13 protein-coding genes are annotated in these 12,602 nt (G+C 62.6%); 8 read left to right on the top strand and 5 right to left on the bottom strand.

Annotated features, from left to right (window positions below; translation table 11 throughout):
- Positions 1-10 precede the first annotated feature (10 nt).
- On the bottom strand, positions 11-790 hold the full coding sequence (locus AC1D2G_RS17300; RefSeq protein WP_477415527.1) for a hypothetical protein: 780 nt from the start codon (positions 788-790) through the stop codon (positions 11-13).
- 427 nt (positions 791-1,217) lie between these two features.
- On the opposite strand from AC1D2G_RS17300, the gene AC1D2G_RS17305 reads away from it, so the two are divergent.
- Positions 1,218-2,987: an acyl-CoA dehydrogenase gene (locus AC1D2G_RS17305; protein WP_477415529.1), complete on the top strand. Its 1,770-nt coding sequence runs from the start codon at positions 1,218-1,220 to the stop codon at positions 2,985-2,987.
- A 19-nt stretch (positions 2,988-3,006) separates the two neighbouring features.
- Positions 3,007-3,759, top strand: a complete 753-nt coding sequence (locus AC1D2G_RS17310; protein ID WP_477226011.1) for a crotonase/enoyl-CoA hydratase family protein — start codon at positions 3,007-3,009, stop codon at positions 3,757-3,759.
- Between the two features lie 8 nt (positions 3,760-3,767).
- Here the strand turns inward: AC1D2G_RS17310 and pdxH are convergent, their stop codons facing one another.
- Positions 3,768-4,385 carry a pyridoxamine 5'-phosphate oxidase gene (gene pdxH, locus AC1D2G_RS17315; protein WP_477226012.1) on the bottom strand — a complete coding sequence of 206 codons (618 nt, stop codon included), beginning with the start codon at positions 4,383-4,385 and terminating at the stop codon, positions 3,768-3,770.
- A 40-nt stretch (positions 4,386-4,425) separates the two neighbouring features.
- Between pdxH and AC1D2G_RS17320 the strand changes: the two genes are divergently transcribed.
- From AC1D2G_RS17320 to AC1D2G_RS17335, 4 genes are all read left to right on the top strand, one after another.
- Entirely contained in the window at positions 4,426-4,887 is a 462-nt protein-coding gene (locus tag AC1D2G_RS17320; RefSeq protein ID WP_477415531.1) for an RT0821/Lpp0805 family surface protein, read from the top strand.
- 100 nt (positions 4,888-4,987) lie between these two features.
- The gene (locus tag AC1D2G_RS17325) at positions 4,988-5,917 is read left to right on the top strand and encodes a DnaJ C-terminal domain-containing protein (protein ID WP_095091913.1); all 930 of its coding nucleotides are present in this window, start codon (positions 4,988-4,990) and stop codon (positions 5,915-5,917) included.
- A gap of 108 nt (positions 5,918-6,025) precedes the next feature.
- The gene (fabI, locus tag AC1D2G_RS17330) at positions 6,026-6,844 is read left to right on the top strand and encodes an enoyl-ACP reductase FabI (RefSeq protein WP_477226013.1); all 819 of its coding nucleotides are present in this window, start codon (positions 6,026-6,028) and stop codon (positions 6,842-6,844) included.
- Positions 6,845-6,889: 45 nt separating this feature from the next.
- On the top strand, positions 6,890-7,486 hold the full coding sequence (locus tag AC1D2G_RS17335; protein ID WP_477415533.1) for a histidine phosphatase family protein: 597 nt from the start codon (positions 6,890-6,892) through the stop codon (positions 7,484-7,486).
- Positions 7,487-7,572: 86 nt separating this feature from the next.
- On the opposite strand, the gene AC1D2G_RS17340 is transcribed toward AC1D2G_RS17335, so the two are convergent.
- Together AC1D2G_RS17340 and AC1D2G_RS17345 are read right to left on the bottom strand one after the other, a co-directional pair.
- Positions 7,573-8,295: a carbonic anhydrase gene (locus AC1D2G_RS17340; RefSeq protein WP_477415535.1), complete on the bottom strand. Its 723-nt coding sequence runs from the start codon at positions 8,293-8,295 to the stop codon at positions 7,573-7,575.
- 105 nt (positions 8,296-8,400) lie between these two features.
- Positions 8,401-8,655, bottom strand: a complete 255-nt coding sequence (locus AC1D2G_RS17345) for a DUF1344 domain-containing protein (protein ID WP_095091917.1) — start codon at positions 8,653-8,655, stop codon at positions 8,401-8,403.
- A gap of 271 nt (positions 8,656-8,926) precedes the next feature.
- Here AC1D2G_RS17345 and aroC point away from each other — a divergent pair, with 271 nt between their 5' ends.
- Both aroC and ribB read left to right on the top strand, forming a co-directional pair.
- On the top strand, positions 8,927-10,036 hold the full coding sequence (aroC, locus tag AC1D2G_RS17350) for a chorismate synthase (RefSeq protein WP_477415537.1): 1,110 nt from the start codon (positions 8,927-8,929) through the stop codon (positions 10,034-10,036).
- A gap of 101 nt (positions 10,037-10,137) precedes the next feature.
- The gene (gene ribB / locus AC1D2G_RS17355) at positions 10,138-11,238 is read left to right on the top strand and encodes a 3,4-dihydroxy-2-butanone-4-phosphate synthase (protein ID WP_095091919.1); all 1,101 of its coding nucleotides are present in this window, start codon (positions 10,138-10,140) and stop codon (positions 11,236-11,238) included.
- Between the two features lie 55 nt (positions 11,239-11,293).
- On the opposite strand, the gene AC1D2G_RS17360 is transcribed toward ribB, so the two are convergent.
- Positions 11,294-12,517: an MFS transporter gene (locus AC1D2G_RS17360; RefSeq protein WP_477415539.1), complete on the bottom strand. Its 1,224-nt coding sequence runs from the start codon at positions 12,515-12,517 to the stop codon at positions 11,294-11,296.
- Positions 12,518-12,602 lie beyond the last annotated feature (85 nt).

A 12,602-nucleotide genomic window follows, 5' to 3' on the forward strand; every position in this document is an offset into this window, starting at 1 on the left:
CGTTAGTCAGTTAAAGGGCGTACTCAGGAATCGGCTGCCTCTGAGGCTCCTGATCTTTGACCCATTGGTCCTGTTCATTCACCCACTGGGGAACTGGGGGAGCATTCGGATCGAAAGGCTCAAGCGGTTCATCGACCTCAAGGATATTCAAAGGGCCTGATTTGCCGATGATCTGCAAGCGTACGCCGCGCTCTTTAACGGCGCTTATCAACTTGTCGTAGAGTTGGGGATCGTCCTTTAGGTGTTGTCGCAGCAGATCGCGAAGCACGCTGATGTCGTCCTTGGTCATCACCGGCTTATTGGAAGGCTTGGGTATGGGGTCGGGTTGTGGCTTTTTGTCAGGCACGGGTTTTGGTTTCGGCGGTTGCTTGAGTATCTCCTTCATCCGTTTGTGCGACACGGGACCCGCTTCTGCTTCCTTCAATGCCTTCTCTACCTGCTCAGGCGTGTTCTGCTGGCGCGATAGGTCGATGAGCGAGGAGAGAGGCAGATTCGTAAAATCTACGATTCCCCTGCCTTCGCAAAAAAGGGCTATGCGCATGTAATTTCCGACAGTGGGAATAGACAGAACGCGAAGCTCTTCTCTGACCCATTCAAGCCACACGTGCTCGTTTAGGTCAGCCTTGATGTCGAGTAGGATCCTGCCGATCCTGACCCGGCTCCCTGACTCACGCCCGAGTAGACCGTGGATCTCGGCGACTTGCGGCTTGAGCGCTTCGCGCCATTTATCATTCAGAAGCTTCGCCTTCTTCGAGGCTTTGAAGTTTCGGCCACGTGTTTTCTTCACCATTTCAATTCTCCTTGCTTGGTTGTCATTCGCAAAGGCAGGGTATTTGAGCTAAGCCATTGAAACAAATCAAGATTTTGGCTTGAACAGCTCCGAACATGTGGAGACATTGGTGAACACAGGTGAACACTCGACCTGCGGGCCGGATGGTTGGTTTGAAATAGTCTGAAACAATTGGTGATCGGGGCGTTCCGCTGGGGTAGCTAGTGGCTGGCGTAGCGGCTCGTGCTAGATGTTGTGCATTCGTACAGGGGCGCGTTGTGGGGTGACCCAGAACCCCATTTCTTTAACATATTGAGTGTGTTCAGGAATAAGTGTTCACACGACGTTTACGTAAAAAGAAGATGGTAGGCCGCCGCTGAAAGGCGGATGGTTTTGCGGCAGTGCGGGTCCTAGGATCGGTGGGCCTATATCAGGAGGAGGGAGCGGCATGTATCGGGCACCGGTCGAGGATATCGCTTTCACGCTCAAGCACGTGGCTGGTCTCAAGTCCGCCCTTGATGCCGGCACGTTCGGCGATCTCGGCGAGGATCTGGTCGATGCCGTTCTTGGCGAGGCCGGCCGCTTCGCCACCGACGAAGTCGCGCCACTCTACAAGATCGGCGATGAGCAAGGTGCGGTGCTGAAGGACGCTATCGTCACCACGCCGCGCGGCTGGAAGGAACTCTATCGCCGCTGGATCGACGGCGGCTGGAATGCGCTGTCCGGGCCCGAGGAGTATGGCGGCCAGGCGTTGCCGACCATGCTTGGCGTTGCAGCGCTCGAAATGTGGAACTCAGCCGCCATGGCCTTCGGCATCGGCCCAACGCTGAGCATGGGCGCTGTCGAGGCGCTCGACAAGCACGCCTCTGAGGCACTCAAATCGAAATATCTTGAAAAGCTCGTCTCCGGCGAATGGATGGGCACGATGAACCTGACCGAGCCGCAGGCCGGCTCGGATCTCGCTGCCTTGCGCGCCCGCGCCGAGCCGGTGGGTGATGGCACCTATCGCATCTTCGGCCAGAAGATCTTCATCACCTATGGCGAGCACGACTTTACCGACAACATCATCCATCTGGTTTTGGCGCGGCTGCCCGATGCGCCGGCCGGCACGCGCGGCATATCGCTGTTCCTGGTGCCGAAATTTCTGGTCGGCGACGATGGATCGCTGGGCACGCGCAACGACGTCTTCTGCTCCGGCCTGGAGCACAAGCTCGGCATCCACGCCTCGCCGACCTGCACCATGATCTATGGCGATGGCTTCGGGGGCGCTGCGCCTGGCGCCATCGGCTGGCTGATCGGCGAGGAGAACAAGGGCCTGGCCTGCATGTTCACCATGATGAACAACGCCCGCCTTTCCGTCGGCATGCAGGGTGTCGCGGTCGCGGAAGCCGCCACGCAGAAGGCGATCGCTTATGCCAATGAGCGCCGGCAAGGCAAGGCGGCAAGCTACGCCGGCGCCGGCATGGCGCCGATCGTCCATCATCCCGATGTGCAGCGCACGCTCCTGACCATGAAGGCGCTGACGCAGACGGCCCGCGCCATCAGCTACTGCTGCGCCCATGCCATCGACCTGGCGCGCGTATCGGCCGGCGATGAGGCGGCGCATTGGCGCGACCGTGCCAATCTGCTGACGCCGCTGGCCAAGGCTTTCTCGACCGATGTCGGCGTCGAGGTTGCCTCGCTCGGCCTCCAGGTGCATGGCGGCATGGGCTTCATCGAGGAGACCGGCGCGGCGGCATTCTACCGCGATGCGCGCATCGCACCGATCTATGAGGGCACCAACGGCATCCAGGCGATTGATCTGGTCATGCGCAAGCTGCCGCTCGGCGGCGGCGAACACGTGCATGGCTTCATCGACGAACTGGCGGCGGTCGCCAATGCCGTGCGGACATCGAATCTCGAGGGTTTCGGCCGCACCGCCGATGCTCTCGACAAGGCCCTCGGTGAGCTCAGCGAAGCGACCCGCTTCCTGCAAAAACGGTCCGTCGATGGCCGGTCGGACGAGGCGCTGGCGGGTGCTACGCCCTATCTCAAGCTGATCTCGCTGGCTGCCGGCGGGGCCTATCTGGCGCAGGGCGCGCTTGCCGATCAGGGCCGTATCGCGCTTTGCCGCTTCTTCGCCGAAAACCTGCTCGGTGAGGTCAGTGCCCTGAAGGACCGCGTTGTCGATGGCGCCGAAAGCCTCGCCGCTGCCGGCAAGGCGCTCATCTCTGCCTGACGTTCACAAGGAAAAACCCGTGACAGACCATATCCTCGTCGAGCGCCAGGGCGCCATCCAGATCATCCGCATGAACCGCCCGGACAAGAAGAACGCCTTGACGCGCGCCATGTATGCGAAAATGTCGGCCGCTCTGGCCGAAGGTGACGCCGACCCGGCGATCCGCGTCCATGTCTTCCTGGGCGTGCCCGGCGCCTTCTCCTCCGGCAACGATCTTGCCGATTTCATGGTCGTCGCCACCGGTGGCGACGGCGGCACCGAGGTCTGGGACTTCCTGATGGCGCTGGCCAAGGTCGAGAAACCCATTGTCTCCGGTGTCGACGGCATCGCGGTGGGCATCGGCACGACGCTCAACCTGCATTGCGACTTGACCTTCGCCACGCCGCGCACCGTGTTCAGGACGCCTTTTGTCGATCTCGGACTGGTGCCCGAGGCGGGCTCCAGCCTGTTGGCGCCGCGCATCCTGGGGCAGCAGGGTGCTTTCGCACTGCTCGGCCTCGGCGAGGGCTTTTCGGCCGAACGGGCGAAAACCGCCGGCCTGATCTACGATGTGGTCGAGGAAGACGCGCTGGAGGCCTCGGTGCTGGCGGCGGCCGGCCAGATCGCGGCCAAGCCACCTCAGGCCTTGAAGATCGCGCGCGACCTGATGCGCGGCTCGCGCGACGACCTCCTCGCCCGCATAGGCGAGGAAAGCGAACATTTTCGCGAACGGCTGAAATCAGACGAGGCGCGCGCCGCGCTCACGGCGTTCATGACCAGGAAGAGGGCCTGAACCTCCCTTTAGGGATAAAGCCTCGTCTTGTCCCAACCGCCTTTTGCATCACGCGAAAAGACCACCCGGTCATGTAGCCGAAACGGCCGGTCATGCCAGAACTCGATGGTCGTGGGCACGATGCGGAAGCCCGACCAATGCTTTGGCCGTGGAATTTCGCCGATCGGATAGCGCGCTGTGTATTCGGCCACCGCCTTTTCCAGCGCAAAGCGGCTTTCCAGCGGCCGCGACTGTTTCGAGGCCCAGGCGCCGATACGGCTGCCGCGTGGCCGCGTCGCGTAGTAGGCGTCGGCTTCGGCGTCGCTGACGATCTCTACCGGGCCGCGAATGCGCACCTGGCGGCGCAGCGACTTCCAATGGAAGCACATCGCCGCCTTCATGTTGCCAAGAATCTCCTGGCCTTTGGCGCTCTCGAAATTCGTGTAGAACACAAACCCGCCTTCATCGAACCCCTTGAGTAGAACCATTCGCACATCCGGCATGCCGTCGGCATCGACGGTCGCCAGCGCCACGCCGTTTGGGTCGTTCATTTCGCTCTTGGTGGCGTCCTCCAGCCATGCGGCAAAGAGCCGAAACGGCTCCGCCGCCTCGGTAAAGTCACTGCTTGTTAACTCTGTGTCACTCATAGTTTTTCTCAAATCGTTACGAGGCGGGGGAGGTTGCAGATTGTCGCGTATCGCGCAAGCTTTTGACAGCAGGCAAAGCGGCCTAATTGCTTCAGCCAGCGCCAAAGCCGCGATCATGATGATCGCTCTGCCGCTTGCCGCCTGCGGCGCTGGTGGCTTCAGCCTGGAAAAAGCAGAAGTCGACCGCTCGATCCTGACCAGCAGCACGTCCGTCCCCTCCGCGCCGGTGAGTTCGGATCGCGACTCCGACCAGACGACGATCGGCAATGCAGTGTCCTCGGCCGATATCGAGCAGCTCGGCGGACAGGCCGTGCCGTGGGCGAATGCAGGCACCGGGTCGCGAGGCTCCATCACCGAACTGGCGGAATCAAAGGACAAGGGCCAGACATGCCGCCGTTTCAGGGCCTCGCGCGAGAGCTTTGATGGCGTTGCCATGTTCGAAGGCGAACTTTGCCTGGCCAGCGCCGGCGGCTGGCACATGCAGGACTTCAAGGCGCTCTGATTTTCCGTTTTTGATATGCTGCTCGGCCACTGGAATTTCTTCCTATGCGAGCGCATATAGGGGGCAACCAGAGACTCACTCCTTTTCCAGGGCAGTAAGCATGCGCGACCCCTATGAGGTGCTGGGCGTTGCCAAGAACGCATCGGCCAAGGACATAAAATCGGCCTACCGGAAACTCGCCAAGAAGCATCATCCGGACCAGAATCCGAATGATCCCAAGGCGAAGGACCGTTTTGCTGCGGCCAACCAGGCCTACGAGATCGTCGGCGACGAAAAGAATCGGGCCGCATTCGATCGCGGCGAGATTGATGCCGACGGCAAGCCGCGTTTCCAGGGCTTTGAGGGCGCCGCCGGTGGCGGTGATCCGTTCGGCGGGTTTCGCCGGCAGCAAGGGGCCGGTGGTTCACGCTTCGAATTCCGCTCCGGCCGTCCGGGCGGTGATCCGTTCGATGGCAACAGCGATATTTTCAGCCAGATTTTCGGCGACGCATTTTCGGGCGCGCGCGGCCCCGGCGCGGGCGACCGCCGCCAGCCGGCGACCGCTGCCGACCTGAATGTGACGCTCGACGTCACCATCGAGGAGGCGGCAACCGCCGAGAAGGTGACGGCGATGTTCCCCGACGGCCGCAAGGTGGCGGTTAAGCTGCCGGCGTATGTCGAGGATGGCCAGACCATCCGGCTGAAGGGGCAAGGCGAGCAAGGGCCGGGCCAGCCGGGCGATGCTCTGGTCAAGGTCCATCTGCGCCGGCACCCGCGCTACCGCATCGAGGGCCGCGACCTGCATGCAGATCTGCCGGTGACGCTGGCGGATGCGGTGCTCGGCGCCAAGGTGCCGGTCGAGACGCCGACCGGCAAGCTCGCGGTCAACGTTCCCGCCTGGTCGAACTCGGACAAGGTGCTGCGGCTGAAGGGCAGGGGCCTGCCGGAGAAAGCCGGCGGCCATGGCGATCTCTACGCCCATGTGCGGATCATGCTGCCGGAAGGCGGCGATAGCGCGCTCGAAGCGCTGCTGCGCAGCCAAAAAGGCTGATTGGCGGCTTTTGTCCCCCGAACTGTCCGGTTTGAACGCTTGAAGGGGCAGTGTGCCTGTGCGATAGGGCACTCCACAAAGCTGAAAAATCTTGCGGAGAGCGCTGACATGGCGGGTGGACAGGGCCTTATGGCCGGCAAGCGCGGCCTTATTCTTGGCGTCGCCAACAACAGATCGATCGCCTATGGCATCGCCAAGGCGTGTGTCGACCATGGCGCCGAGATCGCGCTCACCTACCAGGGCGAGGCGTTCAAGAAGCGTGTCGAGCCGCTGGCGGCCGAACTCGGCGCGTTTGTCGCCGGCCATTGCGACGTCACCGATCCGGCCAGCCTGGACGAGGTTTTCGCCAGTGTTGCCAAGCATTGGGGCAAGCTTGATTTCCTCGTCCACGCCATCGCTTTTTCCGACAAGGACGAGTTGACCGGCCGCTACGTCGAGACGACGCGCGACAATTTCCTGCGCACCATGGACATTTCAGTCTATTCCTTCACCACCATCGCCAAGCGTGCCGAAGCATTGATGAGCAATGGTGGCTCGCTGCTGACGCTGACCTATTACGGCGCCGAAAAGGTCATGCCGCACTACAACGTCATGGGTGTCGCCAAGGCGGCGCTCGAGGCCAGCGTGCGTTATCTCGCGGTCGACCTCGGCGCCAAGAAGATCCGCGTCAACGCCATTTCTGCGGGCCCGATCAAGACGCTTGCCGCATCAGGCATCGGCGACTTCCGCTACATCCTGAAGTGGAACGAATACAATTCGCCGCTGAAGCAGACGGTGACGCAGGAGGAAGTCGGCGATTCCGGCGTCTATTTCCTGTCCGATCTGTCGCGTGGCGTCACCGGTGAAGTGCATCACGTCGATTCAGGCTACCACGTGGTCGGCATGAAGGCCGTCGACGCGCCGGATATTTCGACGGTCAAGGATTAACGTCCACCAACCGTCGTCCGTCCCGACCCCGTACCGGAAGACCTGATGTACCCGCTGGTTTATATCGTGCGCCACGGCCAGACCGCGTGGAACGCCGAATCCCGGCTTCAGGGGCAGGCCGACACCGACCTCAATGCGCTTGGCCGCGAGCAGGCGACCGGAAACGGTCATCGGTTGGCCGAGGTGGTGCAAAATCCCGCGGATTTCGATTTCGTCGCCAGCCCAATGAAGCGGACGCGCGAGACGATGCAGCGCATCCGCGCCGCGATGAAGCTCGATCCGGATGCCTACCGAACCGATCCTCGCCTGGTCGAAGTCAATTTCGGCGATTGGCAGGGTTTTACCTATGCCGAGCTCAAGACGCGGTATCCAGGCGCGCGCCGGACACGCGCGCTGGACAAATGGAACTTTCAGCCGCCCGGCGAGGGCGCTGAGAGTTACCAGATGCTGCTCGAACGGGTGAAACCCTGGTTCGACGCGATCCAACGCCAGACGATCTGCGTGACGCATGGCGGGGTCATGCGGGCTCTGTTTCGCTTCGTGCTTGGAGTGGCGGAGGACGAGGCAGCGAACCTGGAGATACCGCAGGACCGCGTGCTCAGGCTGCAGGGTGACCGCCTGGAGTGGCTGTCGCAGTCCTAGCCAGGACGCTTGCCTAGCCAGGACGCTTGTTCATCCCAGGGTTTGGAAGGCTCCCAACTCTTGACCCGGTCGTTCCGATGAACGTGTCATTCGATGAAGGTCACCACACCCGTTTCAAGATTATAGATTGCCGCGACGATCTTCAGCTTCCCGGCCCCGGTGAGATCGGCCAGGAGCTTGCTTGAAGCAGCCAGGCGCCGCACAGTCCTGCGCGCGCTCTCCCTGGCGGTGTTGTCGACGAAATCGCCTGCCTCGCTCCGCGCCGCGATCGCCGCAGGCAGGATCGGTTCGATCATCGGGCCGATCGCGCCCGGATAGGTCGCGTTCTTGGTGACCACGTCGCAAGCCGCCTTGACGGCACCGCAGCTGGTGTGCGCGAGGACGACGATCAATGGCGAGCCGAGCACCGCCGCGCCGTATTCGACCGTGCCGAGCGTCGCGGTGTCGGCGAGGTTGCCGGCATTCCGGGCGACGAATAGCTCTCCAACGCCTTGGCCGCCGAAGATCAACTCGGGCGGAACGCGACTGTCGGCGCAACTGATGATGGTAGCCCAAGGCGCCTGATGCCCGGCGACAGCCTTCCGCTGCGCGGCAAGGTCGATCGAGCACAGTTCCGGGTGGCTGACATAGCGCTCGTTGCCGGATTTCAGCGCGGCGAGCGCTGCATCAGGGGACAATGCCGGCGCAGCACTCTCTGCCGCACGCGCGGACCACGAAGCTCCACCAAGACCGATCGCAACGAGCCCCGCCGCGCCGACCTTGAGGAAATCCCTCCGGTCGACCCCTTCGCCTTCGCAGTCGCTGCACATTGTTCGGTCCCCGCTCGCATCTTCCACTTGATGGCTGGATCTGCGCGCAGAGATTGCTACCAACGGACTGCGTTGGCAAGCGCGCCGTGCGGGGCCGGAAGGCGCTTATTCGGTGTCGGGCAATTGCATGTCGGTGACGATGTTTTCGCCATTGGTCTCATCGTAAGCGATGACGACATCCATGCCCGGCTTCAGCGAGTCGAGGTCTGTCTCGGCATTCAGCTTGTAGGACTTTCCGTCATCCAGCGTCAGCGTCGCCGTGTCCTTGTCGATCTTCTTGATCAGGCCTTCGGTCTGTCCGGCGAAAGCGGCGGTGGAAAGCAGCAGCGTGGCGGCTACGGCGCCAATCAGGGTACGCATAATCGTTCCTCGTTATCATTGCACCGGCATGGGCGGCGGCAGGCGATGGAAGAGAGCAGAAACCAACCGAATGTGTCAAAACTAAATCCGCCAGATCACAGTTTGACCACTGTGAAAAACGCCAATAGAAGGCGGGCCACGGCGCCGAGCGTCCTCCTGGAGCGCGAAGGACGCCGTGGCACTTTTTGATTTGCGCATGATCCCTTGCGAGAACGGCTTCGTTTTTCGGGTCATGTGCTAAGCTGGCTCCGATGCCGGGCAGGGTCATTTCATGTCTCACAACACGTTCGGCCACCTTTTCCGCGTCACCACCTGGGGCGAAAGCCACGGCGCCGCACTCGGCTGTGTGGTCGACGGCTGTCCGCCCGGCATCCGCTTCACTCTGCGAGACATCCAGGCCGAGCTCGACAAGCGCCGGCCGGGCCAGTCACGCTTCGTGACCCAGCGCCGCGAACCCGACGAAGTGAAAGTGCTGTCGGGCTTCATCCTCGACGAGGACGGCGAGACGATGATCACCACCGGCACGCCGGTCTCGATGCTGATCGAGAACGTCGACCAGCGCTCGAAGGACTATGGCGAGATAGCCCGCCAATACAGGCCGGGCCATGCCGACTACACCTATGACGTCAAATACGGCCTGCGCGATTATCGCGGCGGCGGCCGCTCCTCGGCCCGCGAGACGGCGGCACGCGTCGCGGCCGGGGCCCTCGCCCGCAAGGTGGTGCCCGGCATGGTGGTGCGCGGCGCGCTGGTGTCGATGGGCGAAAAGTCCATCGACCGCGCCAACTGGAACTGGAACTTCATCGGTGACGCGGAAAATCCGTTCTTCACTCCCGATCCGGCGTCCGTTCCCGTCTTTACCGAGTATCTCGATGGCATCCGCAAGGCGGGGTCCTCGGTCGGCGCGGTGATCGAGATTGTTGCCGATGGCGTTCCCGCCGGCCTCGGCGCGCCGATCTACGCCAAGCTCGACCAGGACATTGCCTCCGGCCTGATGTCGATCAACGCGGTCAAGGGCGTCGAGATCGGCAACGGTTTCGAGGCCGCCCGCATCACCGGCGAGCAGAATGCCGACGAGATGCGCATGGGCAATGACGGCAAGCCGGTGTTCCTGTCCAACAATGCCGGCGGTATCCTCGGCGGCATCTCGACCGGCCAGGCGATCATCGCCCGTTTCGCCGTCAAGCCGACCTCGTCGATCCTGACGCCGCGAAAGTCGATCGACAGGGACGGCAACGACGTCGAGATCATGACCAAGGGCCGTCACGATCCCTGCGTCGGTATCCGCGCCGTGCCGATCGGCGAGGCGATGGTTGCCTGCGCCATTGCCGATCATTATCTGCGTCATCGGGGACAGACAGGTAGGGGAGTAGGGGAGTAGGGGAATATGTCACGCTACCCGCCCGAGACAGCCATTTTTTCCTTTTCCCTACTCCCATACTGCCCTACTCCCTTATTCCCCTGCGAGTGAAACGAGCGCCTATGCCTTACGATCAGAAGAAAATCGTCGAAGCCTTGCGCGCTTTCGAGCGCGGCGAGATCGTCGTTGTCATGGACGATGATGGACGCGAGAACGAGGGTGACCTGATCGTCGCCGCCGTCCATTGCACGCCGGAGAAGATGGCGTTCATCATCCGTCACACCTCCGGCATCGTCTGCACGCCGATGCCGCGCGAGGAGGCCAAGCGGCTCAACCTGGCGCCGATGGTGGCCGACAATGATTCCGCCCACACCACTGCCTTCACCGTCAGCGTCGATTTCAAGCACGGCACGACAACAGGCATTTCGGCCGAGGACCGCACGCTGACCGTGCGCAATCTCGCCAACGGCAATGTCGGCGGCTCGGATTTCGTCCGCCCCGGCCACATTTTCCCGCTGATCGCGCGCGAAGGCGGCGTGCTGATGCGCTCGGGTCATACCGAAGCCGCGGTCGATCTGTGCAAGCTCGCCGGTCTGGCACCGGTCGGCGTCATTTCGGAACTGGTCAATGACGACGGCACCGTCAAGCGTGGCCCGCAGGTCTCGGCCTTTGCTGAAGAGCATGGTCTCAAACAGGTTTCGGTCGCCGACCTCATTGCCTACCGGCAACGCAAGGAAACGCTGGTCGAACGCGTGGCTTGCTCGGAAATCGACACGCTCGGCGGCAAGGCGCAGGTCTTCACCTACACGCTGCCCTGGGACCCCATGCATCACGTCGCCATTGTCTTCGGCGACATCCGCGACGGCGAGGAGGTGCCGGTGCGCCTCCATTCCGAGGATGTGGTGACCGACGTGTTCGGCACCAGCCACCGGCTCGACGGCATCATGAAGGCGATGGGCGAGCGCAGGCGTGGCGTCATCGTCTACCTGCGCGAGGGCTCGGTCGGCGTCGCCCATCAGGAGCGCAAGCGGCCTGCGAGCGGCGACCGCGAGGATCACGAAGAGGCGCGCCGCCGTGAGAACGAATGGCGCGAAATCGGCCTCGGTGCGCAGATCCTCAAGGATCTCGGCATTTCCTCGATCAATCTGATCGCTTCGCGCGAACGCCACTATGTCGGTCTCGAGGGCTTCGGCATCCATATCGCCAAGACCGAGATTCTCTGAAGGGCAACTGCTGGGGATAGAGCCCAGTCTGTTTGAAACCGGGCCCTTCGGGGGATCATTCGGCGGGAACGGCGCCTGCTTCACATCCTTCCAAGGCGCATTCAGGCGTGGCCAGGCTGCGCTGACCAAGCAACACGGTGACCAGCGCGATCGTGCCGGCCGCAACCGACACCCAGAATCCGTTCTGGGCGCCGAACGCATCCACCACTGAGCCGGCCGCGAACGAGCCCAGGGCCATGCCGATGCCGATCCCGGTGGTCACCCAGGTGATGCCCTCGGTCAGCATCGCCTCCGGCACATGCCGTTCGATCAGGCCGAACGCCGTGATGAAGGTCGGCGAGATCGCCACGCCGCTGACGAAGACGGTCAACGCCAGCAGCGGCACCGTGCCGGCGGTGAGCGGCAGCAAGGTGCTCAGCGCGATGATGGCGATTGCGATGGCAAGCTGGCGTTGCAGCGGTGCTTTCAGGTTGAGCGCGCCGACGATGATGCCGAGCACGAACGATCCCAGCGCGTAGACACCAATGACTAGGCTTGCGGCGCCTGGCTGGCCAAGTTCCTTGGTGATCGCCACGGTGCTCACTTCCGTCGTCGCGAAGGTCGCGCCGATGAAGATCAGGGCAAAGGTGATGATCTGCACCGGCCGCAGGCGGATTGCCGAGCCGCGCGACCCATGTTCCACCGGCCGCACTTGCGGCTCGGTTGAGCGCTGCAAGATGAACGCCGTCGAACCGAAAGCGAGAAACAGCGTGCTCGCCAGCATTCCCGCTTCCGGGAACAGGGCGGCACTCAGGCCGACCGACAGCGATGCGCCGGCAATGTAGACCAGTTCGTCAGCAGCCGACTCGAAGGCGAACGCGGTGTTCATCTCCGGCCGTCCGCGAAAAATCTCGGTCCAGCGTGCGCGCACCATTGCCGGGATGCTGGGCATCGCCGCCGCCAGCAGCGCCGACACGAACAGCGTCCATACAGGCCAGTCCTGATTGGCCGCCGCAATCAGGACCGCGAAAGCGAGCACCGAGATGATCGTGGCGGGCACGACGATCCGCGTCTGGCCAAGGCGATCGACAAGCCTTGATATTTGCGGCGCCACGAAAGCGTTGGCCAGCGCGAATGTCGCGGAGACCGCGCCGGCCAGCCAGTATTCGCCACGCGTCTGCGACAGCATCGCCACGATGCCGATTGGCGCCATCGCGATCGGCAGCCGCGCCATGAAGCCCGCTGCTGCAAAGCCCTTGGCGCCAGGGGCGCGAAAGATCTCCGAATAGGGATTTTGCATGGTCCGGTTCCTCGACAAGGACGGATTCGACAATTACATACGATGCGTATGATTGTTAGATAGATCATACGCGGCGTATGTCAAT

It is taken from the genome of Mesorhizobium sp. P2_C7 (assembly GCF_056404515.1).

Excerpts from the sequence above, each read along its gene's own strand:
- AC1D2G_RS17300 (WP_477415527.1), bottom strand. The coding sequence starts at position 790 with ATGGTGAAGAAAACACGTGGCCGAAACTTCAAAGCCTCGAAGAAGGCG.
- AC1D2G_RS17305 (WP_477415529.1), top strand. The coding sequence starts at position 1,218 with ATGTATCGGGCACCGGTCGAGGATATCGCTTTCACGCTCAAGCACGTG.
- pdxH (WP_477226012.1), bottom strand. The coding sequence starts at position 4,385 with ATGAGTGACACAGAGTTAACAAGCAGTGACTTTACCGAGGCGGCGGAG.
- AC1D2G_RS17325 (WP_095091913.1), top strand. The coding sequence starts at position 4,988 with ATGCGCGACCCCTATGAGGTGCTGGGCGTTGCCAAGAACGCATCGGCC.
- fabI (WP_477226013.1), top strand. The coding sequence starts at position 6,026 with ATGGCGGGTGGACAGGGCCTTATGGCCGGCAAGCGCGGCCTTATTCTT.
- AC1D2G_RS17335 (WP_477415533.1), top strand. The coding sequence starts at position 6,890 with ATGTACCCGCTGGTTTATATCGTGCGCCACGGCCAGACCGCGTGGAAC.
- AC1D2G_RS17340 (WP_477415535.1), bottom strand. The coding sequence starts at position 8,295 with ATGTGCAGCGACTGCGAAGGCGAAGGGGTCGACCGGAGGGATTTCCTC.
- AC1D2G_RS17345 (WP_095091917.1), bottom strand. The coding sequence starts at position 8,655 with ATGCGTACCCTGATTGGCGCCGTAGCCGCCACGCTGCTGCTTTCCACC.
- aroC (WP_477415537.1), top strand. The coding sequence starts at position 8,927 with ATGTCTCACAACACGTTCGGCCACCTTTTCCGCGTCACCACCTGGGGC.
- ribB (WP_095091919.1), top strand. The coding sequence starts at position 10,138 with ATGCCTTACGATCAGAAGAAAATCGTCGAAGCCTTGCGCGCTTTCGAG.
- AC1D2G_RS17360 (WP_477415539.1), bottom strand. The coding sequence starts at position 12,517 with ATGCAAAATCCCTATTCGGAGATCTTTCGCGCCCCTGGCGCCAAGGGC.